The organism is Nitrospira sp. (genome assembly GCA_015709715.1).
Taxonomy (GTDB): Bacteria; Nitrospirota; Nitrospiria; order Nitrospirales; family Nitrospiraceae; genus Nitrospira_A.
Genome location: CP054184.1, coordinates 1,659,672 through 1,682,320, shown reverse-complemented (window position 1 = coordinate 1,682,320; position 22,649 = coordinate 1,659,672). Strand labels below are relative to the sequence as shown.

Here is a 22,649-nt window from a genome sequence, read left to right as displayed (position 1 = left end):
TACCATCTTTTGTCCGGGAGGTGCCGTGCAGCAGTTCACGGCTGAAGTGAGCCGCATCCAAACATTCACGCACGACGTGCGCGCGATCGAATTGCGACTTCTGGAGCCTGGTCCCATCACATTCAAGGCCGGGCAGTTCGTGTCGTTCGAGGTGCCGAAGGAAGGGCACCCTCGCCCCGTCACCAGACCCTATAGCATCGCATCCCCGCCGAGTCAGCGGGACCGGCTCCTCCTGATCCTCAATCTGGTCAAGGACGGACCAGGCTCGAATTATCTCTTCAGCATGCGGGAAGGATCGCGAACGGAGTTTAAGGGACCGGCCGGCGCCTTTTATCTGCGGGATGACCAGGAAAGAGGCCTGCTCTTCGTCGCCACCGGAACCGGGATTGCTCCGCTCCGCAGCATGATCCTGGCTCAGCTGGAGCGCGCTTCTTCGCAGTCGGTCACCCTGTTCTGGGGACTCCGCAGCCAGCGGGACCTCTACCTGCAGGATGAACTGAGGTCACTGGCTCTGGCCCACCCCAACTTTTCTTTCGTGACCACTCTTTCCAGGCCGTGCCCAGGGTGGGAAGGCACCAGCGGGCGCGTGACCGATCTGATCGACCGGCAGGTCCAATCTGTGACAAACCTCGCCGTCTATCTCTGCGGGGGGAGCGGCATGATCACGGATGTGACGGCCAGGCTTCATGCCAAAGGACTCTGTCCGATCTATCGGGAAAAGTATTACGACGAGTAACAGGCTTACTCGATCTTCGGGGTGCGCCTGGTGGTGTGTTGGAAGACGCACTTGGGACAGGTGTAATGGATGAACTGCCCGCCTGCAACCAGCCGTTTGGCCATGGGGACCTTACACCAGGTGCAGAGCCGGTCGGGCAATTCCGCCAGGTGGGTCGGGCTGGGAGAGGGTGAGGCGGGGCTGTCGGTCATGGGCGGCATTCTGGCGAAGGGCTTGAGAGTTTGTCAATGCACGTCGTGACCAGAATTTTCGGAGATAAACATTTACAGGGTTCTGAACGTTCAGTATATTGCAAATGTATGTCGCTCCACTCCATCCAACCCCAACAGAAAGGTCGTATCGTTTATGCAGAACGCCGAAGGTGCCACCTCCGACGACATCTCATCATCTTCAGCCAGGCTTGCTGACTCACCCATCCACCCCGACTCCGTCGGGCCCGGCAAAGCCTGGGGTATTTGCACTTCCGTCGACCTCCACGATTGCATCCCCGACCGTATCCGCGATGCGAAGCAGATCGAAGCCTACGTCGTTCAGCTCTGTGAATTGATCCAGATGAAGCGTTACGGCGCCTGTCAGATCGTCCACTTCGGCGAAGGCCGCGTGGCGGGCTACAGCATGGTGCAGTTGATCGAAACCTCGCTGATCAGCGGGCACTTTGCGAACGATACCAACAACGCCTATCTCGATATCTTCAGTTGCAAGGGGTATGATCCCGCTGTGGTCGAAGAGTTTTCCAAAGCCTTTTTCGGCGCCCGCCGGTCCAGCCACCGGGCGATGTTGCGGTACTAGAAGAGGATTCGGGCGACAGCCATGACACAGGACTCCCCCAAAACGGTGCGGGCCTTCTTTGCGACCCTTGCCGGAAAGTTGGATCCGGAGGCGGCGGAAGGATTGGATGCCGTGTACCAGTTCGATCTGAACGGTACCGACGGAGGCCAGTATCAACTGCTGATTCGGGATGGGGCCTGCCGCGTGTCGGAAGGTGTCCACCCGGATCCCCAGGTCACCCTCGCCATGTCGGGGGAGGACTGTTTGCGGGTCTTGAACGGTCAAGTGAGCGGAGCCGCCGTGGCCATGTCCGGGCGGCTCCGTATCACCGGCGATATGGGGTTGGCGTTGCAGCTGGCCTCGTTGTTTCCCAGCCTGAGGCCGTAGCCCTCGCCAGACGCCCCGCGTCGTTTCCTTCCCCTTCGGCTTCCCCTTTCCCCCTCACTGCTGCACGCAGGACCCTTCAGGGGACGGGTCTGCCTCGGCTAATTCTTCCGCTTGTCGAGGAAAGCGTTCCTCCAGCATGGTGTAGACGGTCGGTACCAAAAACAGCGTGAGGATCGTCGAGACCGTCAGGCCGCCCACGACGGCGCGGGCTAGCGGCGCGTTGGTCTCGCTTCCTGTCCCGAGGCCGAGGGCCATGGGAATCAATCCGACCACTGTGGCGAGCGAGGTCATCAGGATGGGACGGAGCCTGGTACGCGACGCGGTGAGGACGGCGGCGGCGAGGGGCTGCCCGCGACGCCGCAACACATTGGTGTAATCCACCAGGAGCACGCCGTTCGAGACCACGATGCCGAGCATCATGATGATGCCCATCATGGATGAAGTCGAGATCGTAGTGTTGGTCAGGTAGAGCATGATGATGACGCCCGGAACGCCCATCGGCACTGAAAACATGATGATGAAGGGGTCGATCAGCGATTTGAATTGCGCGGCCATGACCATATACACGAGGACCAGTGCCAGCAGGCTCGCGAACAGGAGTCCCTGAAAGGTTTCCCGCTGTTGTTGGATTTGGCCTGCCAAGCGTATGCTGAAGCCCGGCGGGACCTGCAGGCCGGCGAAGGCTGCTTCGAGATCCTCAGCGATGGTGCCGAGATCGCGGCCCACGGGGTTGGCGGTGATGTGCACGACCCGTTGGAAGTATTTGCGCTCGATCTTCACCGGCCCGGCATTCAGCTTCAGGGCTGCGAGATTTTTGAGCAGCACCGGTTCGCCGGTCTTCGTCGTCAGCAGGACCCGTTCGATGTCCGCCAGATCCTTGCGATGTTCTTCGGCCAGCCAGGCGCTGATGTAGTATTCGTTGCCGTTCTGAGGATCGGTGAAAATGATCGGGTCCGTCTGGCCGTTCCCGTTGAGGGAGTACAGCACGGCATTGGCGACATCGGTCTCACTCACGCCCAGCAACGCGGCCTTTTCCCGGTCCACCACCACGTTGACTTCCGGATAGTTCTCTTCCCGACTGACTTCGATGTCGGCCATGCCTGGAATCTTCTGCATGCTGTCCTGTACCTGGCGGATCAGGGTGCGGGCCTTTTCGAAGTCGTACCCGTAGATTTCGACGTCGATGGCCTTTTGCGAGCCGAAACTCGTCACGCGTTTCACCAGGCCGCCCGGGTCGAAGAACATGGCGACGCCGGGAAACAACTTCACCACCAGCGGACGGACCTGGTTCATGATCTCGACTTGGCTGCGGCGGCGTTTGTCCGGTGAGGCCAGATAGACGGAGATGACCGAGGTGTGCGGACCCGTGTTAGGGTTGAACAGCGACGATCGTCCCTGCGCCAGGACGCCGGTGCTGGAGGCAATCGCTTCGAGTTCGTTCGGAGGAATCTGTTCGCGCAGCACCCGTTCCACTTCGGCGACCTGCTCCACGGTTCTCTCCACCCGCTGGCCCACTGGAGCGCGCAAGACAATGCGGAATTGGCTTTCGTCGGACACGGGCAAAAACTCGGTGCCGATGAACGGGAGCAGCCCGAGCGTCCCCACGAAGATGGTCACCACCGTGACGAGGAGGGCGCGTCGATGGCCGAGCACCCAGCGGAGGCTGCGTTCATACCCTTCGTCGAGGGCGGCGTAACGCCGCTCGCTCCATTGCATGATCTTCACGAACCACCTCGGCAGGTTGCGATGGGCCTCTTCTTCGGATTTCAGGAAACGATAACAGAGGGCCGGGGTGACGGTGCGGGAGACGAAAAACGAGGTGAACAGCGCGATGGCGATGGTCAGGGTCAACGGGATCAGCAGCAACCGCGCGATGCCCACGACGAAGAACATGGGCAGGAAGACGACCACCGTCGTGACCGTCGAGGCGAAGATCGGCATGGCGACCTCGCGGGCGGCGTTGACGATCGCGTCCCAGCGGTTGCGGTCCACGTTCAGGTGCCGCTGGATGTTCTCCAACTCGACGATCGAGTCGTCCACCAACCGGCCGATGCCGAGGGCCAGGCCGCCCATGGTAAAGACGTTGAGCGTTTGATTGGTGAAGTAGAGCACGATGAAGGTCACGAGGATCGAGAGCGGGATCGCCACGGAAATGATCAGGGTGCTGGTCACGTTGCGCAAGAACACCAGGATGACAGCTGCCGCGAGAAGCGACCCGTGGAAGGCTTGCTCGATGAGGTTCCGGATCGACTGCCGGATATAGACCGATTGGTCGAAAGAAATGCCCAATTGCACGCCCGGCGGAATGCCGATCATGTTCGGGATGGCCTTGCGGAGGGCATCGACCACTTCCACGGTGTTGGCGATCGGCTGTTTGTTGACCCGGAGGTAGACGGACCGTTTGCCGTCCGTGCGAACGACATTCGTTTGAATGTCGGAGGAATCGGCCAGGGTGCCTACGTCCCGCACCCGCACGGGGTTGCCGCGTGGGTCGATTTTGACCACGACATCGGCAATGGGTTCGACCGTCTTGAACTGGGTGTTGGTGAAGACGTTGTAGTCGAGGTTGCCGGCCTTGATGTCGCCCGACGGCAGAATCAGGTTGGAGGCCTTCACGGCCTTCACTACATCGAGGATGGAGAGGCCCCGCGCCTCGAGGAGCGACGGATCCAGATTGATGTTGATTTGGCGGATTTTTCCGCCCTCGACCGTCGCGGCGGCGACGTTGGAAATCTGCTCGATCTGCGGCGCGATGGTGTTGTAGGCCACATCGTAGAGCGCCCGTTCATCGAGGTTGCCGCCCGACACGGTGACGAAGGCGACGGGGATGTTCGAGACATCGAACTTGACGATGAAGGGTTGCAGGATGCCGGGCGGGAGACTGTTGAGGATCTGGGTGATGCGTTGCATCACCTCCATCTGCCCCACGTTGATGTCGGCGCCCCAGTTGAACCAGACCTGCACGGCGCCGATGCCCTGTTTGGCGAACGATTCGACGTGCTCGACGTTGGAGGCCGAGCTGACGGCTTTTTCGATCGGGTAAATGACGCTCTGTTCGATGTCCAGCGGCGGTGCGCCCTTATAGATGACCCCGACGAAGGCCACCGGCACTTGGATGTTCGGAAAGAGGTCGACCGGAAGCCGCTCGAGCGAGGTCGCCCCCAGAATGACCATGGCCAGGGACAACATCAGGATGCCGATGCGGTTACGCAGCGCGAGGAGTGTCAGCCACATAGTGACGAATTGAAACGGCTCAATGCGACGCGGGAGCGCGGCTTAGAGCGGTTGAGCCTGGACGGTCGTTCCTTCGCTGACCAGGTCTTTGCCGGACACGATCACCGGTTCATCGCCCTGTAGCCCCTTCAGGACTTCGACGCGGTTCTCGACCCGGACGCCCAACTCCACCGGAACCTGGTGAGCCTTGCCCTCCTTGACGACATAGACATACTGGAAGTCTTCCAATCGGCTGACGGCATCCAGCGGGATTTGCACCGCCCCTGCGTGGGTACCGACCAGGACTTCGACCCGGGCGAACATCCCGCCCTTCAGTCGATGATCCCTGTTGGGGAGGTCGACTTCCACCGTCATGGTTCGGGTGGCGCGATTCAAGGCTTGCACCACGCGAGTGACCCTGCCCTCGAACGTTTCATGGGGATAGGCTTCCGCGCGAACCTCCGCCCGTTGCCCCACCTTCACCAGCGGCACGTCTTTTTCCACGACCTCGATCAGGGTGCGGACCGTGTCCACGTCGTGAATGCTCAAGATGCCGCGCGACATGGTGGAGGTGCTGGCGGTAGTGCCGCTCACATAGGAGCCGGGATCGAGATTACGCTCCGCGATATACCCAGCGAAGGGCGCGCGGATGTACGAATAGGCCAGATTGGTGTCGGCCTGGGCGAGCGCCACCTCCATTTGCTGCACTTGGGCCCGCAGGGAATCCTGCATGGCGACGGCGGCGTCGCGGTTCACTTGGGCATTGTCGAGGTCTTGTTGCGAGACGAACTGGTCTTTGATCAAGGCCTGCATGCGGTCGAACGTGAGCGCGGCGTTCCTCACGGCCGCCTCTTGCTGGACGACCTTCGCCTTGGCCGAGGCCAGGTTGGCCTTGGCCTGGTTGACCGCGTGGATGTAATCCGTATGGTCGATTTCGACGAGCAACTGATTGGCCTTCACGAAGTCGCCCTTGTCCACATGGATCTTGGCGATATAGCCGTCCACGCGCGAGAAGACGTTCACGAGTTGGTTCGGGATCAGATCGGCCGTGTAGGAGAGGTGAATATCGAGATCCTGCTTGAGAGGGATCTTCGTTCCGACCGTGAGGACGCGGACTTTCTTCGGATCGGTCTTGGCACCGCTGCTGAGTCGAAACACTACCAACGCCGCCACGGCAAAAAACAGAATGACGCCCAATGTGACGATCGGATGCCGAGTGATGGGATTAGCCGACACGCGCGGGACCTCGTTTCCTGCCGGCACCGGCGGGGTGGCTGAGTCTGCTCAAGATCAGAAGGATATCTCTGGCGACGTCGTCGTCGTGGGAAGCAGGCAAGGGAACCTCGGGCGGTGAGTGCGTGATCACGCACTCACCTAGGCTATCACGCGCCGCCGGGGCTCCACAAGGAGAGGCCTGGTTTATACCGATCGTAAAGTGGCCTGATCGAGGTCAAAACGCGGAAGGTGCGTTGCCCTCCGAAAACTTGGCACGGAAGACCTGACTCTCGAAGAAAATGACCCCTTGGCCGGTGCGGGCGTCATAGCGCAGAGTGATGTCGCTGTCGGTCCCGAGCCAATTGAAGAACTTCACCATGCCGCCGGTCGTCAGGCCGGGCGTGCGCTCCAGCCGGCCGTACTGTTGTTGGAGCAGGTCGAGAATCTTGTCATGGGTATCCTTCCCGCTGTATCGGATCATCACCCGTGCGAATTGGCCATCAACCGCGCTGAAGCGCAGGACATCGACGGGAATCTCTCGCAGCGCCGGGCCCCCTTTCAGCTCGTAGGTCTGTACACGGCCCGCATCTTCCACCTTGGTCAGCCTGTCCCTGCCCGCAAGTTCGGCCCCCCAGGGAATGCCCTCAAAGCCGTTCGGGTCGTCCTGCATCATCACGGCGAAGGCAAGCGTGAGCGGCCACAGGACCGCGCCGAGCACCAGGGTTGCGAAGAGGGACCGAGATCGAGTGATGGGTGATGGTCGTTGCATCGTGTCCTCCATCATTCTGCCGTATCCGACATGAGATCCTGGAAGCGCGGGGCCAAGGTGCGGCTTTCGATGAAGACGAACCCGCGATCGCGCGCCCCTTCATAGGTCAAACTGATCTCCGTATCCGGTCCCCGCCACGTATATTGTTGGTTGAGTCCCCGCATCATCTGGCCGGGAATCCGTTCGATGGCTCCGTAGGTGCGCTCGAGGAACCGAATCATCTGCGCGTGGGTTTGGGAGCCGCGATAGCGGATGGTGACGCGCGCAAACTGCGCATCGACGGTCGAAAGTTGAATGTTGTCGACCGTGATGTCGGCATAGACCGGAGGCTGATCCCGAAATGCGTAGTCTGTGGTGTGGGTGTCCGCCCTCACGACGATCAGATCCGGCCGATCCGTCAGCGGCGCCCCCCAGGGGATGTTTTGAAAACCGCGCGGGTCGTCGGTCATCGTGACGGCGAAGGTTCCCGACGGCCAGCCTATGGTGAGGGCGCAGAGGAGAAGCAGGCGGCTGAGCGCCGGACGGAAGGACCGTTTGGCAGGCGCATCGCACATGGTCAATCACGCAGTCCAGCCGGCACGCTATCACGGTTCCCGATAGGACGGCAACCATGGTCCTGCGTTCTTGAGAATGCAGCCTCCCTTGGCTATAATGCGCGCTTTGTGCGCGCCCTGTGGGCGCGATGGCGTTCAGCGAGGCCGTGGTTATGATCGATAGCGACGTATTCGTCCAAGCGCTCCAGGACATGGGAGCCGATTTTTTTACAGGTGTGCCCGATTCCATTCTGGGCGGCATCATCGAAGAGCTTCTGACGAGAAAACTGTACACACCCGCCGTGCGGGAAGATGAAGCGGTGGCCATGGCGGCCGGCGCTTACATGGCTGGAAAAGTCCCGGCGGTGTTGATGCAAAACTCCGGGCTCGGCACCTCCCTCAATGCGCTCATTTCCCTGAACATGATCTATCAGCAGCCGTGCATCCTGATCGTCTCCTGGCGAGGTTTTCAGGGAAAAGATGCGCCGGAACATTTGGTCATGGGGGAAACCATGTTACAGCTGCTCGATACGGTGAAGATCCCCTACCGTGTGCTCTCGGAAGCCACGATGGTGGAGGATTTGCGCTGGATCGGCCAGACCTTTATGAAACAACGGATTCCCGTGGCCTTGGTCATCAAGAAAGGCGTCGTCAGGGGGTTGCATCCATGAGACCAGAAGAAGGCACCATGCAAAGCCGGGCGCAGGCCATGGCGGCGATCTTGGAACTCCTGACCGACCAGCCGGTGATCGTCTGCAACGGATTTCCTTCGCGTGAAGCACAGAAGATCGCGGATCGCCCGACGCATTTTTACATGATCGGCTCCATGGGCAACGCGCCGGCGATCGGCCTGGGCGTCGCATTGGCCAAGCCCAACAAGCAGGTGGTGGTGTTCGACGGCGACGGCAACGTGTTGATGGGCATGGGCACGTTGGCGACGGTCGGAGCCCTGAAGCCGAAGAATTTCATTCATGTGGTGTTCGACAATGAAGTCTACGGGACGACGGGAAATCAGCCGACGATTTCCAACGTGGTGCCGTTGGAAAAGGTGGCCAAGGCAGCCGGTTACGTCCATGTCGAGCGCGTGCTCGATCGTGACGATCTAGTCTACGAGTTCAAGGATCTGCTGAAAAAGGACGGGCCGAGCATGCTGTTGGTCAAGGTCAACGAGTTCGTGGAAGACGCGGGCCGCATCGCGCTCGATCCTCCGGCCATCACCGCTCGGTTCATGAAAGCCATCGAATAATAACGGCGTCAGTCCCATCTCGCATGTGGAATGGAGTTCGCAGGTGATCTTACTCAATCCCGGTCCCGTCAATGTGTCCGAACGGGTGCGGCAAGCGCTGTTGCGCCCTGATATCTGCCACCGTGAGTCGGAATTCTCTGAGCTGCTCGGTCGCATCCAACAGAAGCTGCTGACGGCCTTCGTGCCCGGCGCCGAGGGCGAGTACGTCGCCGTGATCTTGACGGGTTCCGGCACCGCTGCCGTGGAATCCGCCGTCATGTCATGCCTGCCGATCGGGAAGCGCATGCTGGTGCTCAATAACGGCGTCTACGGCGAGCGCATCTCGAACATGATCGGTCTGCATCGGCTCGGTGTGTCCGAATTGAAAATGGATTGGACGACGCGTCCAGACCCGGAGCGGCTGCGGCTGGCGCTCCGGCAACATCCCGAAGTCCATGCGGTGGCGATGGTCCACCATGAAACCACCACGGGGCTCCTCAACCCCGTCAAGCAAATCGCCGAGGTCGTCGACAGCCAAAACCGCGTATTTGTCGTGGACTCCGTGAGCGGATTGGGCGGCGAAGCGATCGACATCGCCGGCTCGCACATCTATATGGTGGCCGGTACCGCAGGGAAATGTATCCAAGGATTCCCCGGGGTGTCGTTCGTCTTGCTGCGTAAGGGATTCTTGGACCGGATGCGAGCCTACCCCAAGCGTTCGTGGTATCTGCACCTGACCCATTATGTGGATGATCAGGGGAGGGGGACTATCCCGTTCACTCCGGCGGTCCAAGTCTATTATGCCTTTGAGGCCGCGTTGGATGAGCTATTAGAGGAAGGGGTGGCCAATCGGGCGCGGCGGTATCGTCAGGTCGCCACGCAGATTCGCGAACGCATGGGCCGGCTCGGTGTCAAGGCGATCTTGCCGCCGGAGTTCCAGTCGAACACGATCACGGCCTTCCACCTGCCGGACGGCGTCGGCTACCAGATCTTGCATGATCAATTGAAGGCTCGCGGCTACGTGATTTATGCCGGTCAAGGCCAATTGGAATCGAAAGCCTTCCGCATCGCCAATATGGGGGCCTTGAACGAGTCACAGATCGAAGGCTTTTTATCGGCCTTCGAGCAGGTGCTGGCAGGCGCCGCCGGTCGCTCATGAAAGCCGTGATTCTCGCCGCCGGGGTGGGGAAGCGCCTCTGGCCGATTACACAACACCAACCGAAGTGCCTGATCGAAATCGGGGGGCGGACCCTGTTGTCACGCTATCTCGAAGCGCTGGCCGGCGTCCACATTCGACAGGCCACCATCGTGGTGGGGTACAAGCAGGAGATGATCAGGGCCGCCGTGGGCGGCGAGTGTCGCGGAGTGGAAATCTCCTATCTCGTGAACGAGGAGTTTCATCGCGGCAGCATTTCCTCTTTGTGGATCGCACGTACGTCGTTGAACGACGATGTGATCATCATGGATGCGGATGTGCTCTTTCACCGAGAAATCCTCCGTCGCTTGGTCGCCTCGCCCTTTCCGAATTGTCTGCTGATGGACGATACAGTCAAGCAGACCGGGGAGGAATGTATGGTCGTGGTCCAGGGCGGCCGCGTCATTGCCTTGAGCAAGCAGATGCCCGAGCGGTACGATGTCGCGGGAGAAGGCGTGGGGTTTCTGAAAGTGCGGCGTGCCGATACGGGGCATGTCGTCGAATCTCTCCGGGGGTTCATCGAGCAGGGCCGGTGGGATATGGAGTATGAGGACGCTCTGCTGCCCTATTTTCAGCAGGTGAAGGTGGGGCACGAAAAAATCGGCGGGTTGCCCTGGACGGAAATCGATTTTCCCGAGGACGTGACCAAGGCGGAGCGAGAGATTCTCCCGCAGCTCTAGCCGGCAAGGATTCGGATGCATGAGTGAACGGATTTTGGAACGCGGTGCCGAGCTGCAGGGGCTGAGTACGGCAATCTTACTGACGGGCACCGGCCTCTTCGGTGAACGGGTGGGCCGTGGCCTGACGGACGTGGGACCGCTGACGACCATCGGTGGGCTGAGCCTCTTCCAGCGTACCGTGTTGACCTTGCAGCGGGCCGGCATTCGCCAGGTGATTGTGTTGGCGGGCGCCGATGAGGAGCTGCTGAAGCATGCGCTGGCGCGGGGAACCAGGGTCACGATCCCGGTCCGGTGGATGCCGGTGCGCGAATTCCCGCTGGACGATTTGCGAACCTGGGAGGCGTTGGCGACGGAGGTGCGCGGCTTTTGTTTGATCGCCGGAGTCCAGTCGGTCTTTTCGAAGGGGCTCATCGAACATTTGCGGCAGACCGTGCGCGACGGCGAAGCGTTGGTGGTCACCCGCGAACTGGTGCCGGTCGAGCCGGCCATCGCTAGGCGGAATCCTGCGGTCGCCTTGCAGCAAGGACGGTTGGTGTCCTTTCATAACCAGACGACGGCGGAAGGCTATCAGGTGGCGGCCGATCTCGTGGTGTTGCCGGCGAACATTCTGAGTCCGCCCAACGGAACGGAAAACGCGGAGCGGCCGGACACGCACGAGCCGTCGGGAGCGGTTCCGGTGCGCCGTTGGTTGGAGCGGGCGGCGGCGGAAGGGCGCGTGCGCATCGTGCCGGCCGTGGCCCCGAGCCTGTGGTATCGCGACGTGTGGGGCCAGGCGAGTGCGGCGGTGGCGGAGAAGACGCTCTTCCGGTCGTTGAAGGGCGAGGCCGAAGGATTCGTCGATCGATATTTCAACCGCACGGTTTCCCGCCTATTGACCCGCATCTTCCTGCTCATGAAATGTTCGCCCAATGCGATTACTCTGATTGCGACTGCCGTGGGGCTGCTGTCGGCCGTCGGATTTGGGTTGGGAACCTATCAAGCTGGGATCATTGCCGCGCTTCTCTTTCAGTTCGCGGCGGTCATCGATTGTTGCGACGGCGAAGTCGCGCGGTTGACCTTTACCGAGTCGCCGTTCGGCGCCTGGTTGGATATCGCCATGGACAACGTGGTGCACATGGCGATCTTTGCCGGGATCGCCTGCGGAGCCTATGTGCGCCAGGCCGGATCGGAGCATGCCTGGATACCACTCGCGCTCGGCGCGGCTGCCGTGTTCGGCAATGCCATGTCGTTCTGGCTGGTGACCAAAGCGCAAAAGATCGGTGCCACCAAGGGGTGGAGTACACCCAGTCGGGCTGCTTGGTCGGACTTCATTCTGAAGAATGTTGCAAGCCGGGATTTTTCCGTGGTGGTGTTCCTGTTTGCCCTATTGGATCGACTCGACTGGTTTCTCTGGATGGCCGCTATCGGATCGACGGTATTTTGGCTGTTGATGGTGTGGGTCATCCGACCTTCGGCGCAGGCCCGTGCTTAAGGCCGTTCTCCTTCTCCTCGGGGCTCTGACCCTCTCGGTATTGGTCTGGCACATCGGCATCGGACGGATCTACCAAGCGGTGACGCAGCTCGGTCCTGCCGCCATGCTGGTGATTTTGCTCCCGTCATTGCTCATGTACATCCTGGAGGCCTATGGCTGGCGAGTGACGCTCGGCACCTGGGCGAAGGACGTGCCGTTCTGGAGAATCCTGGCTATCCGCACAGCCGGCGAGGTGGTCAACATGACGACCCCTGCCTACGTGGGCGGTGAACCGCTCAAGGCGTTCCTGCTCAAGCGCCATGGTATCCCCATTGTGGAAGGGCTGGCTTCGGTGGTGACGGCCAAAACTACGATGACGATCGCCCAAATTCTGTTCATTCTGGCCGGTATCGGCTTGGCTTTTGGGCTGCTCGGAGCGGGAGGGTCGGCGGGCAACACCGCGATGGCCGGCCTGGTCTCCGTAGGGCTGTTGGGGTTCGGTGTCGGAGCGTTCGTGCTGGTGCAGCGGCAAGGCATGTTCGGCTGGATGCTGAAGATCTTGCGGCGAGTGGGGGTGCGGATCGGGTATTTGGAATCGCGGGAGCAGCAGCTGCTGGACCTGGATCGCACCATCGCCCGCTTTTATTCGACGGAGCGCTCGGCCTTTCTTGTCTCCACCCTGTTCTTCCTACTCGGCTGGCTCGCGGAAGCGTTGGAAGTGTTCGTCATGATCCTGTGCCTCGGCCAGCCGGTGACGGTCTTGTCGGCGTTGGCGATCGGCGCGCTTTCGGTATTCATCAAGGGCGGGACCTTCTTTATTCCGGGCAGCTTGGGGGCGCAAGACGCGGGGAATTTATTGCTCCTGACGGCGTTCGGGTATGGGGATGTGACTGGAATCACGTTTGCGCTGCTGCGGCGGTTTCGGGAATTTGTTTGGATCGCTCTAGGACTCGCCTGTTTGGCGACGATGACAAAGGGCGACGACCGTGCGGTTCCCGCCCAGTGACGCGGCGGCCTCCTTGACGGTGGTGTGAGGGATTACCTGCCGCTGTTTTGTGTTAGGATGCCGCGCATGTCAGCCTTGGCGCATTTCCTCTGGGTGTCGCTCGCCCTGCTCGGGGCAACCGCCCTTGCATTCGTGACCGGATTCGTCCATCCGACCGAAAAAGTGAACGGTCTCTGGCTGGTGGTGGCAGCCGCCTGCTGCTACGTGTTGGCCTACCGGTTCTACGGCCGCTGGATCGCTCGCCGCGTCGTCGAACTCAACAATCAACGGGTCACGCCGGCGGTGCGCCTCAACGACGGGGTGAACTTTCACCCCACGAATCGAGTCGTGCTGTTCGGGCATCACTTTGCCGCGATTGCGGGAGCCGGGCCTCTGCTGGGGCCGGTGTTGGCGGCGCAATTTGGTTTCCTGCCTGGATTCCTCTGGCTCGTGATCGGCGCGGTGCTGGCGGGGGCGGTTCAGGACTTCATCATCCTCGTCGCCTCGATGCGGCGGAACGGGAGGTCCTTGCCGGAGATCGCCCATGATGAACTCGGATCGATCACCGGTACGGCGACGGCGGTGGCGGTACTGTTCATCGTGGTGGTGGCGCTCGCGGGATTGGGCTTTGCGGTCGTGAATGCGCTGCATCGGAACGCCTGGGGGACGTTTACGATTGCGATGACGATTCCCATCGGTCTCCTCATGGGGTTCTATCTCCAGCGATTTCGCCCGAAGCACATTGCGGAGGTGTCGCTGCTTGGGGTGGCGCTTCTGCTGACAGCCGTCTTGCTCGGGCGCGTCGTCGCGCAGTCGTCATTCGCGCCTTGGTTTGAATTCGAGCGCACAAGCCTGGTCTGGCTCTTGGCCGGATACGGCTTCCTGGCCTCGGTATTGCCCGGCTGGATGTTGCTGGTGCCGCGCGGCTACCTCTCGACCTTCATGAAGTTGGGGGTGGTGGTGCTGCTGGGGCTGGGTGTCATTCTGATGGCCCCGACGATCGAGATGCCGCGTGTGACCACTTTCGCCGCCGGCGGCGGGCCGATCATCCCCGGCGCCCTGTTTCCTTTTCTGTTCATCACGATTGCCTGCGGGGCGGTGTCGGGGTTCCATGCCCTGGTGTCTTCGGGGACGACTCCGAAAATGATCGAGCAGGAATCGCAGGCGACGGTCGGCTATGCGGCGATGCTGCTGGAAAGTTTCGTGGGAGTCATGGCACTGATCGCAGCGTCGGTTTTGATCCCCGGTGACTATCTGGCGATCAATACGACCTTGCCGCCCGAGAAGCTGGCGGCCATGGGATTTGCAGCGGAACGCATTGCAGAGCTGTCGCGCTTGGTCGAAGTAGATGTGGCGGGGCGGCCGGGCGGAGCGGTCTCGCTCGCCGTCGGGATGGCATCCATCTTTTCGGCGCTACCGGGCATGGCCGGGCTGATGGCCTATTGGTATCAGTTCGCGCTGGTCTTCGAGGCGCTGTTCATTCTGACGACGATCGACACTGGGACGCGGGTGGCACGCTATCTGATCCAGGAAATGGCAGGACGCGTGTATGCCCCGTTTCGCCGCATGAACTGGTGGCCGGGTGTCCTGTTGAGCAGCGGATTTGTCGTAGGGGCCTGGGCCTATTTGATCGGGACGGGGAGTATTTCCACCATTTGGCCGATGTTTGGAGCAGCCAACCAATTGTTGGGGACGCTCGCGCTCTGCATCGGCACGACGGTGTTGATCAAGATGTGGAAGTCTCCGTACCTCTGGGTGACTGCGGTGCCGATGCTGTTCGTCGGGGGCATCACGCTGGTGGGCTCGTACGAGATGTTCGGGATGTTCATGCAGCGGGCGGCGTCGATGGCGTCGGGACAGGCCTTTGCTCTCTACCTGGATGCGATGTTAGTGGCAGTGGTGGCGGTGCTCGGCGTCATCGTACTGAGCGACAGCCTGAGGCAATGGTACGGCTACGTGTTCCTGAAGAAACCGTTCACGAGCAGCGAAGTCGTGGTGTTTGCCGGAGGAAGTGCCCCCGGAGGCATGCAGACGACCATCACGAAGGAGGAGCCGCAGCGGGGATTCCGCCTTCCGCACGGCGGCGGTTGTTGCTGAGCGACAGGAAACCGATGAGCACGATGCGAGTCATGTGAGGAGGCGCCGATGGCTGATCAATCGTCGTTTGACGTGGTATCGGAAGTGAACATGCAGGAAATGAAGAATGTGGTCGATCAGGCGACCAAGGAAATCAAGCAGCGATTCGACTTCAAGGATTCGAAGACGGAACTGACGCTGAAGGAGAAAGAAAAGGAGCTCGTCGTGGGCTCCGACGACGAGTACAAGCTCAACGCGGTGATCGAGATCATCAAGAGCAAATGCGTCAAGCGAGGCGTATCGCTCAAAGCCTTCAACTACGGCAAGGTCGAAGAGGCGCTGGGTGCGACGGTGCGGCAGGTCATCAAGATCCAGAGCGGAATTCCATCGGAGAAGGCCAAAGAAATTACGAAGGCGATCAAAGAGTCGAAGCTCAAGGTGCAAGCACAAATTCAAGGTGAACAGGTTCGCGTCACCGGCAAGAGCCGGGATGAACTCCAAGCCGCCATTGCGTTGCTGAAGGGGAAAGATTTCGGGATTGATCTGCAGTTCACCAACTACCGTTAGGTTCATGCGGCGTGTGGTCCACTTATTCAGCGCCGTCCTGCTGTGCGTCTTTGCTCTCGCCGGTTGCGGGGGGAGTGATCCGATCGTCGTCATTCAGCTGCATCCGAAGAATCCCGACATCATCTACGTCGCGACGAACGACTACATCTACAAAACGCGCGACGGTGGAAAAACCTGGGCCAACCTGTCGAAGGGGATGAGCCATTCCCGCGTCATTTCCATGGCGGTCGATCCGACCTATCCCGCGACGGTGTTCGCCGGGACCAAGGGGGATGCGATCTACAAGAGTTATGACGGCGGCCAGCGGTGGACATCGCTGCGTGCGGGATTGGACGATGCCACCATCTCGTCCGTCGTCAATCAGTTCGTGTTCGACCCGGCGGACGACACGCATCTCTTCCTGGCCACGACCATGGGTGTTTTCGAATCCAAGAACGGCGGTGAGACGTGGTCCAAACGCATGGAGGGGATGAAAGAAGTGCTGATGGTGGTCACCCTTGCGATGGACCCCACGCGTTCGTCCGTCCTCTACGCCGGGACGAGCGGCGGTGTCTACAAGACGGTCGATCAAGCCGCGCATTGGATGCAGGTGAATCAGGGCTTGGTGCCGCCGGAGATGGTCAAGACGTCGAGGGCGTTGGGGGTGACCTCCGTGCAGGTCGATCCCTTTTCTCCCGAGACGGTGTATGCCGCTACACTGGCGGGGTTGTACAAAACGACGAACGGCGGAGCCTCCTGGGTGCGTATCGGTGAGGCGTTGCCCGATCAGATGATCGTGGCGATGGTGCTGGATCGTGCGAAGTCCGGGGTCGTGTATGTGGCAGGACGGGACGGTATTCACCGTACTGAAGACGGAGGAGGCTCCTGGGTCGCGCTCAATGAGGGACTGGCGACGACCAATGTGCGATCCCTGGTGCAGAGCGCGATCGATCCCACGATCTGGTATGCGGGCACGAACGGCAGCGGCCTCTATCGCAGTACGAACGGTGGAATGCGATGGGATCCGATGCCATCGGTCTTTCCGAAAGAGTGATAGAACGTAGACGCAGACTATCGGCGTGGTTGGTTATTGAGGGAGGAGTCTCCGATCGCCGGACCGACGCCGCGCATCGGCAGAGATGACGCGCGCTCTCCGTCCTCGGGACCGTTGATCTCAAAGCCGAAGGCATTGGGCAAGGTGGTGTCCTGCGTGTGAGGTCCGACGCGGTCGCTCAGGGTGCTTTCCTTGAGGTCTTCGCCCCGGCGCGGACGAAGGGATTCATGCACCGTGCTATAGGGTGAGACGGTCGTGCCGATGTCCGCGCCGAAGCTTGGGTTGAGCGAGCGATTGAGGTTCGTGTTCTCGATGTCTCCGCCGATCCTGGTCGGGATCGTGGTGTCCTGAATTTCCATGCCCGTGGGGGCCGATGAGGGAGGCCGCTTCGGCCGAATTTCTCGGGCGATGGCGTCACGGTCCTCTTCGATCCGCCGTGCTTCCCTTGCACGTTGTTCGTAATCGAGTCTCTCGAGCTGCTCTGAGCGTTGAACGAGTTCCGTGAGCCTGGTTTTGATTTTCGTGAGGTCATCTCGCGCGATGGCGACCGTGCCGACGATTTCGTTGAGAGTCCACTGTCGAGCGAAGGTGCCGAGTTTCGGTGACTGTCCTGGCCCCCCGCCCAAGCCGCTCGCTCCGCTTCCGATGCCGAACCCGGCGCTGTTGTAGATGCCCTTTTGTTGCACCGACATGAGGATGTGATTGGACTGTTCCAGCAACTCATCGGCCCGTTCGAGGGAATCCAACTCGCCGGCACAACAATCCAGGAACTCTCGATATTCCCGAGTGAACCGGGCAGCTTCATTTTGAATATCGACAATCTTCAGTGGTTCTTTGGCAGTCGTGTCACCCGGATCGGCCGTATCGCTTGACCCGGTTTTGGGGCTGTCGCGATCGGGATCATACAAGGGTGTGCAGCCTGGGTCAGGCGTGGCGGAGATCTGTTTGTCGGCCGTCCGGTTCGGGCACCAATAGATTTTTCCCGGCTTGTTGAGCGGATTGTCGGATCGGAATTCACCTGCTTCGACGGCCGACGCGACCAGCGCCAGGAAGGCCATCGCTGCCATGGCACATGCTGTGGTGGGCAAGAGTGATTTGACGTGCATCATGCGAGTGATGATGCGCTCGGGGATACGGGGTGTCAACGAAACGGACGATTTGGGCCTGCTTGAAATGCCTACCGTGGTTCGCTAGGCTGCCGATCCTGGCTGGATGGACCAGCGTATTCCACATGTGAGGCGACTCATGCCTGTGATCTATATCGATGAAGCCTCGGCACACGTCGGGCAAGAGGTGACGATTCGCGGGTGGCTTCGCAGTCGGCGCGATAAGGGCAAGCTGCACTTTCTCATTCTGCGTGACGGCACCGGTGATCTTCAGGCTGTGGTGAGCAAAGCGACGGTTGGGGAGGAGCAGTTTGCGCGTTCGGCCGAATTGACGCAGGAGTCGAGTCTCGTCGTGACGGGAGCCCTTCGTCAGGACGTCAGGGCTCCTGGCGGATATGAGCTTGATGTCTCGCGGTTGGATGTCCTACAAGTGGCCGAGCCATTCCCCATCCAGCCGAAAGAGCATGGCACGGGATTTCTGATGGAGCATCGGCATCTGTGGCTTCGCTCGAGCCGGCAGCATGCGGTGCTTCGCATTCGCCATGAGATCATTCGTGCCTGCCGGAATTTTTTCGACACGCGCGGGTTTACGTTGGTTGATGCGCCGATTTTTACTCCCAATGCGTGCGAGGGGACGACGACGCTGTTCCAGACGCAATATTTCGATGAAACCGCCTATTTGACGCAGAGCGGACAACTGTACAGTGAGGCGACAGCCGCGGCGTTTGGGAAGGTGTATTGCTTTGGGCCGACGTTCCGTGCCGAAAAGTCGAAGACGCGGCGCCATTTGATGGAGTTTTGGATGGTGGAGCCTGAAGTGGCGTTTGCACGGCTGTCAGATGCGATGGATCTCGCCGAGCAGTTCTTGGCTGAAATTGTGGCGGCTGTGCTGAAATCGCGTCAGGCTGAACTGCAGATTCTGGGGCGTGATGTGGCAAAGTTAGAGCGTGTCACGACGCCATTTCCGCGAATCACCTATGAAGATGCGGTGGACCTCCTTCACCAACGGGGGAATCCAACCGTTCTCGGCGATGACTTTGGCGGTGATGAAGAGACGTTGCTTTCCAATGAATTCGATCGTCCCGTGATTGTGCATCGATATCCCATCTCCCTCAAGGCGTTCTATATGGAAGCGGATCCGGATCGGCCGGACCTTGCTCTCTGTATGGATGTGCTGGCCCCCGAAGGGTATGGGGAAATTGTCGGTGGGGGACAGCGCATCCATTTATACGACAAATTGCTGGCGAGAATACAGGAACACCACCTGCCCGTTGAGGCGTTTCAATGGTACCTCGATCTTCGACGATTCGGCTCCGTGCCGCATGCAGGCTTCGGTATGGGGATCGAGCGCGCGGTGGCATGGATTTGCGGGCTTGAGCATGTCAGAGAAACAATTCCCTTTCCTCGAATGCTCTATCGGCTCTATCCGTGACGCTCCTCTCGCCAGGTTTTGCACCGGTTATCCCCTCCATATAAACCAGTTGCTCCTCAATGCCCCGGAGCAGCGAGGACTCTCTTGGTCGCCTGTGGTGGCCTGGACTTATGGGTTTAGTGGGATAGTTTCCCACAGGGTAATCAACAGCTGTGGATATAAATTCTTTGCAACAATATGATTCCATTTCATTCTGAATTCATTTGCTGCAAAATTCTTGATAAATAGGGGTTAATTCTGTTGACAGTCATTCCGTTGAGTGTATACTCCAGCCTCAAGGTGGGTAAAAGTGGATGAAAGTGGATTTAATTATTCGACTAGTGACCTGCACGTTCCAGTCTTGGTGGACGAGATTATCGCCGCGCTTGGGTGCAGGCCGAACGGCGTCTTTGTCGATTGCACCATTGGTTATGCAGGACTAGCAATGCGCCTTCTTGAGCGTACTGTGCCGGATGGAATTCTCGTGGGGATCGATCGGGATGAGGCAGCGTTGGCCAGTGCACGAATTCGTCTCCGGGATTTTTTGCCTCGTGTTCGTTTGTGGCACGGGAACTTCTCCGATCTCAAGCGGTGTGTGGCCGAAAGCGGCGTGCATGAGGTTCACGGAATAGTGTTCGATTTAGGCGTCTCGTCTCCGCAGATCGATCGAGCCGAGCGTGGATTTAGTTTTCGCGAGGACGGGCCTTTGGACATGCGCATGGATCAGGGGCAAGGGCGAACTGCAGCGGATCTCGTGCGCGAGCTCTCGGAAGCGGCCTTGGCGGATCTGATCTATCAGCTTGGAGAGGAGCGGTATGCGCGGAGAATTGCGCGGGCCATCGTACAGGCGAGAGTCGAGGGCGATATCAGAACAACGCGAGCCTTGGCCTCCGTGGTCGAACGAGCTGTGCCGGTTTCCTATCGCCACGGTCGAATTCACTGTGCAACCCGCACCTTTCAAGCGCTCCGAATTGCGGTCAATGGAGAGTTGGATGTGCTCGAACCGGCGCTTCGCGATGCGGTCGACATTCTTATGCCCGGCGGAAGGGTCTGCGTGGTGTCGTTCCATTCGCTGGAAGACAGAATTGTGAAGCATACGTTTCGATCTCTGGCGGCTTCGCCGGAGGGCTGCTTCAGGATCGTCTCCAAAAAACCCATTGTGGCGTCCGAACAGGAGAGGTGCCGTAACCCGCGCTCTCGCAGCGCCAAATTGCGCGTCGGAGAGCGGCTTGCCAAGGAGGGGGTTCGATGAAGGCGGTAGCATTTGCGGCGGTCACCTCGTTGATACTGCTGTTTGTCTGGGAACGTGTAGACATCGTTCGCATCGGGTATCACATCGAGCGATTGAAGGCGCAAAAAGTTCTGCTGGAGCGGGAGCGCGACGAACTGCGCGTCAAGCTCTCGACCTACACGGCGCCCGAGCGGCTCGCACGGGTGGCCAGCGACAAGCTGGGAATGGTGCAGCCGGAGAAGGGGCAGGTGGTGGTCGTGAATGTTGAGCCGGAGGCGCCGGCCGCGCCGATGGTCGCAGAGGGGGAGATACGAGTAGCGCAGAACCTTGTGGCTCGGAGGGGGCGGTAGTGGCTGTCTCTCCCCGTCGACTGCGCCACATCGTGGTGGGCTGTGGGTTCGTCGCGGGATTCGTGTTGGTCATCGTGCGTCTGGTCCATCTTCAAGTCTTGCAGGCTACCGAGCTGGGGATGAAGGCCGACCGGCAGCATCAAAAAAATATTGTCTTGGAGGGGGCGCGCGGCACGATTTACGATCGCAACAGCAAGGTGTTGGCGATGAATATGGATGTGCCGTCCGTGTTCGGCGTGCCGACTTCGCTCGGCAATCCTGGGCAGACCGCACGGGACCTGTCGCCGATTCTGCATGTGAAAACGACCGAGATCGAGAAGAAGCTGAAACAGGAAAAGCATTTCGTCTGGCTGGCGAGAAAGTTGGAGCCGGAGCAGGGGCGGCGTCTTGAGCGGCTTTCGCTCGACGGGGTCGGGGTTGTCATGGAAGGACGACGCTTCTATCCCAAGGGGCCTTTGCTGTCCCATGTGTTGGGGTTTGCCGGGATGGATGACCGTGGGTTGGAAGGGGTCGAACTGCGGTACGAGCAATACCTGCGGGGCGAAAAGCGGTCGGTCGTGCTGCAACGGGATGCGTTGGGGCGCGCCGTGTTTCCGAAAGGATTGAACGAGGAGGGAGCGGCGGCGGGGCACAGCCTGACCCTCACCGTGGACGAAGTCATCCAATATATCGCGGAGAAAGAACTGGATGAGTCGGTGAGCCGATCCAACGCCAAGTCAGGGACTATCATCGTGATGGATCCGAAGACCGGCGAGGTGTTGGCCATGGCGGTCAGTCCCCGGTTCGATCCGAACGCGGTCGGCGCACTGGTTCCGGACCGCTGGCGCAATCGGGCGTTGACAGATACGTACGAACCGGGCTCCACCATGAAAACCGTAATTGCCGCTGCGGCGCTTGAAGAAAAGGTGATGGCGCCGGACAGCATGATTAACGGCGAAAACGGGCGCCTGTCCATCGCCAATACGGTTATTCACGACCATGAAAAAATGGGCTGGATGTCCTTTGCGCAAATGATCCAGAAGTCGAGCAATATCGGCGCTGCGAAGGTCGGGATGGCGCTGGGTGAGTGGCGGGTGTTCGATTATCTCAAAGAGTTCGGATTTGGAGAAAAGAGTGGTATTGATTTGCCGGGCGAGGCATCAGGATTGTTGCGCAGTCCGCGGCAATGGGGTAAGCGATCCGTCGCTTCGATCTCGATGGGGCAGGAAGTCGGTGTTACGCCTCTGCAGATGGTCACCGCGATTTCGGCCATCGCCAACGGCGGTGTCTTGATGAAGCCACACATCGTCTCCGAGATTCGCAATGCGAAAGGGCAGCTTGTTGCGCAGACTCTGCCGCAAGCCAAGCGGCGGGTGATCTCGACGGAAACGGCCAGGACATTGACGACTCTCTTGGAGGGGGTCGTGACGCAAGGGACCGGCGCCAAAGCGGCGATTCCCGGTTATCGAGTGGCCGGTAAGACGGGGACCGCGCAAAAAGTTGACCCTCGGACCGGCGCCTATTCGTCGACTCTGCTCGTGGGGTCGTTCGTCGGGTATGTGCCGGCTGAGAATCCACGGCTCGCCATGATTGTGGTGATCGACGAGCCGCGCGGCGAAGGCTGGGGAGGAGTCGTGGCCGCGCCCGTGTTTCGACGGGTGGGCGAGCAGGTCCTGAATTATCTCGGCGTGGCGGTGGACGAGCCCATCAAGTTGGCCATGGCGGGCATCGAATCCTGAC

22 protein-coding genes are annotated in these 22,649 nt (G+C 60.1%); 16 read left to right on the top strand and 6 right to left on the bottom strand.

The annotated features are described in order from the left end of the window. Positions 1-25: 25 nt before the first annotated feature. Positions 26-736 carry a hypothetical protein gene (locus tag HRU82_07985; GenBank protein ID QOJ34887.1) on the top strand — a complete coding sequence of 237 codons (711 nt, stop codon included), beginning with the start codon at positions 26-28 and terminating at the stop codon, positions 734-736. A gap of 5 nt (positions 737-741) precedes the next feature. Here HRU82_07985 and HRU82_07980 read toward each other — a convergent pair whose 3' ends face one another. Further along, a complete protein-coding gene (locus HRU82_07980) occupies positions 742-927 on the bottom strand; it encodes a hypothetical protein (GenBank protein ID QOJ34886.1) in 186 nt (61 codons plus the stop codon). 154 nt (positions 928-1,081) lie between these two features. Between HRU82_07980 and HRU82_07975 the strand changes: the two genes are divergently transcribed. Together HRU82_07975 and HRU82_07970 are read left to right on the top strand one after the other, a co-directional pair. After that, positions 1,082-1,525 (top strand): S-adenosylmethionine decarboxylase, encoded by a 444-nt coding sequence (locus tag HRU82_07975; GenBank protein ID QOJ34885.1) that lies wholly within the window; start codon positions 1,082-1,084, stop codon positions 1,523-1,525. Positions 1,526-1,546: 21 nt separating this feature from the next. Then, positions 1,547-1,891, top strand: a complete 345-nt coding sequence (locus HRU82_07970) for an SCP2 sterol-binding domain-containing protein (protein ID QOJ34884.1) — start codon at positions 1,547-1,549, stop codon at positions 1,889-1,891. Positions 1,892-1,945: 54 nt separating this feature from the next. Here HRU82_07970 and HRU82_07965 read toward each other — a convergent pair whose 3' ends face one another. The 4 genes from HRU82_07965 to HRU82_07950 all read right to left on the bottom strand — a co-directional run bounded on the left by HRU82_07965 (position 1,946) and on the right by HRU82_07950 (position 7,642). Beyond that, positions 1,946-5,125 (bottom strand): efflux RND transporter permease subunit, encoded by a 3,180-nt coding sequence (locus HRU82_07965; GenBank protein QOJ34883.1) that lies wholly within the window; start codon positions 5,123-5,125, stop codon positions 1,946-1,948. A 42-nt stretch (positions 5,126-5,167) separates the two neighbouring features. Then, positions 5,168-6,340 (bottom strand): efflux RND transporter periplasmic adaptor subunit, encoded by a 1,173-nt coding sequence (locus HRU82_07960; GenBank protein QOJ34882.1) that lies wholly within the window; start codon positions 6,338-6,340, stop codon positions 5,168-5,170. 214 nt (positions 6,341-6,554) lie between these two features. Continuing rightward, positions 6,555-7,088, bottom strand: coding sequence for a hypothetical protein (locus tag HRU82_07955; GenBank protein ID QOJ34881.1), 534 nt, complete (start codon positions 7,086-7,088; stop codon positions 6,555-6,557). An 11-nt stretch (positions 7,089-7,099) separates the two neighbouring features. After that, a complete protein-coding gene (locus HRU82_07950) occupies positions 7,100-7,642 on the bottom strand; it encodes a hypothetical protein (GenBank protein QOJ34880.1) in 543 nt (180 codons plus the stop codon). Positions 7,643-7,770: 128 nt separating this feature from the next. On the opposite strand from HRU82_07950, the gene HRU82_07945 reads away from it, so the two are divergent. The 9 genes from HRU82_07945 to HRU82_07905 all read left to right on the top strand — a co-directional run bounded on the left by HRU82_07945 (position 7,771) and on the right by HRU82_07905 (position 16,832). Then, positions 7,771-8,292, top strand: a complete 522-nt coding sequence (locus HRU82_07945; GenBank protein QOJ34879.1) for a sulfopyruvate decarboxylase subunit alpha — start codon at positions 7,771-7,773, stop codon at positions 8,290-8,292. Further along, entirely contained in the window at positions 8,289-8,867 is a 579-nt protein-coding gene (locus tag HRU82_07940; GenBank protein ID QOJ34878.1) for a sulfopyruvate decarboxylase subunit beta, read from the top strand. Before HRU82_07945 ends, HRU82_07940 begins: the two co-directional genes overlap by 4 nt. 43 nt (positions 8,868-8,910) lie before the next feature. Continuing rightward, positions 8,911-10,005, top strand: a complete 1,095-nt coding sequence (locus HRU82_07935; protein ID QOJ34877.1) for an aminotransferase class V-fold PLP-dependent enzyme — start codon at positions 8,911-8,913, stop codon at positions 10,003-10,005. Continuing rightward, on the top strand, positions 10,002-10,721 hold the full coding sequence (locus HRU82_07930) for a phosphocholine cytidylyltransferase family protein (GenBank protein QOJ34876.1): 720 nt from the start codon (positions 10,002-10,004) through the stop codon (positions 10,719-10,721). Before HRU82_07935 ends, HRU82_07930 begins: the two co-directional genes overlap by 4 nt. A gap of 19 nt (positions 10,722-10,740) precedes the next feature. Continuing rightward, entirely contained in the window at positions 10,741-12,192 is a 1,452-nt protein-coding gene (locus HRU82_07925; GenBank protein QOJ34875.1) for a CDP-alcohol phosphatidyltransferase family protein, read from the top strand. Continuing rightward, positions 12,185-13,177 carry a flippase-like domain-containing protein gene (locus HRU82_07920; GenBank protein ID QOJ34874.1) on the top strand — a complete coding sequence of 331 codons (993 nt, stop codon included), beginning with the start codon at positions 12,185-12,187 and terminating at the stop codon, positions 13,175-13,177. The genes HRU82_07925 and HRU82_07920 overlap by 8 nt, the downstream gene beginning before the upstream one ends. A 66-nt stretch (positions 13,178-13,243) precedes the next feature. Continuing rightward, positions 13,244-15,253, top strand: a complete 2,010-nt coding sequence (locus HRU82_07915; protein ID QOJ34873.1) for a carbon starvation protein A — start codon at positions 13,244-13,246, stop codon at positions 15,251-15,253. A gap of 48 nt (positions 15,254-15,301) precedes the next feature. Beyond that, on the top strand, positions 15,302-15,799 hold the full coding sequence (locus tag HRU82_07910; protein QOJ34872.1) for a YajQ family cyclic di-GMP-binding protein: 498 nt from the start codon (positions 15,302-15,304) through the stop codon (positions 15,797-15,799). A gap of 4 nt (positions 15,800-15,803) precedes the next feature. Beyond that, a complete protein-coding gene (locus tag HRU82_07905; GenBank protein QOJ34871.1) occupies positions 15,804-16,832 on the top strand; it encodes a hypothetical protein in 1,029 nt (342 codons plus the stop codon). A gap of 17 nt (positions 16,833-16,849) precedes the next feature. Here the strand turns inward: HRU82_07905 and HRU82_07900 are convergent, their stop codons facing one another. After that, entirely contained in the window at positions 16,850-17,941 is a 1,092-nt protein-coding gene (locus HRU82_07900) for a hypothetical protein (GenBank protein QOJ34870.1), read from the bottom strand. Positions 17,942-18,077: 136 nt separating this feature from the next. Here HRU82_07900 and asnS point away from each other — a divergent pair, with 136 nt between their 5' ends. The 4 genes from asnS to HRU82_07880 all read left to right on the top strand — a co-directional run bounded on the left by asnS (position 18,078) and on the right by HRU82_07880 (position 22,648). Further along, positions 18,078-19,370 (top strand): asparagine--tRNA ligase, encoded by a 1,293-nt coding sequence (gene asnS / locus HRU82_07895; GenBank protein QOJ34869.1) that lies wholly within the window; start codon positions 18,078-18,080, stop codon positions 19,368-19,370. A gap of 325 nt (positions 19,371-19,695) precedes the next feature. After that, positions 19,696-20,601 (top strand): 16S rRNA (cytosine(1402)-N(4))-methyltransferase RsmH, encoded by a 906-nt coding sequence (rsmH, locus tag HRU82_07890; protein QOJ37149.1) that lies wholly within the window; start codon positions 19,696-19,698, stop codon positions 20,599-20,601. After that, a complete protein-coding gene (locus tag HRU82_07885; GenBank protein QOJ34868.1) occupies positions 20,598-20,930 on the top strand; it encodes a cell division protein FtsL in 333 nt (110 codons plus the stop codon). Before rsmH ends, HRU82_07885 begins: the two co-directional genes overlap by 4 nt. After that, the gene (locus HRU82_07880; GenBank protein QOJ34867.1) at positions 20,930-22,648 is read left to right on the top strand and encodes a penicillin-binding protein 2; all 1,719 of its coding nucleotides are present in this window, start codon (positions 20,930-20,932) and stop codon (positions 22,646-22,648) included. Before HRU82_07885 ends, HRU82_07880 begins: the two co-directional genes overlap by 1 nt. The last annotated feature ends 1 nt before the right edge of the window (position 22,649 follow it).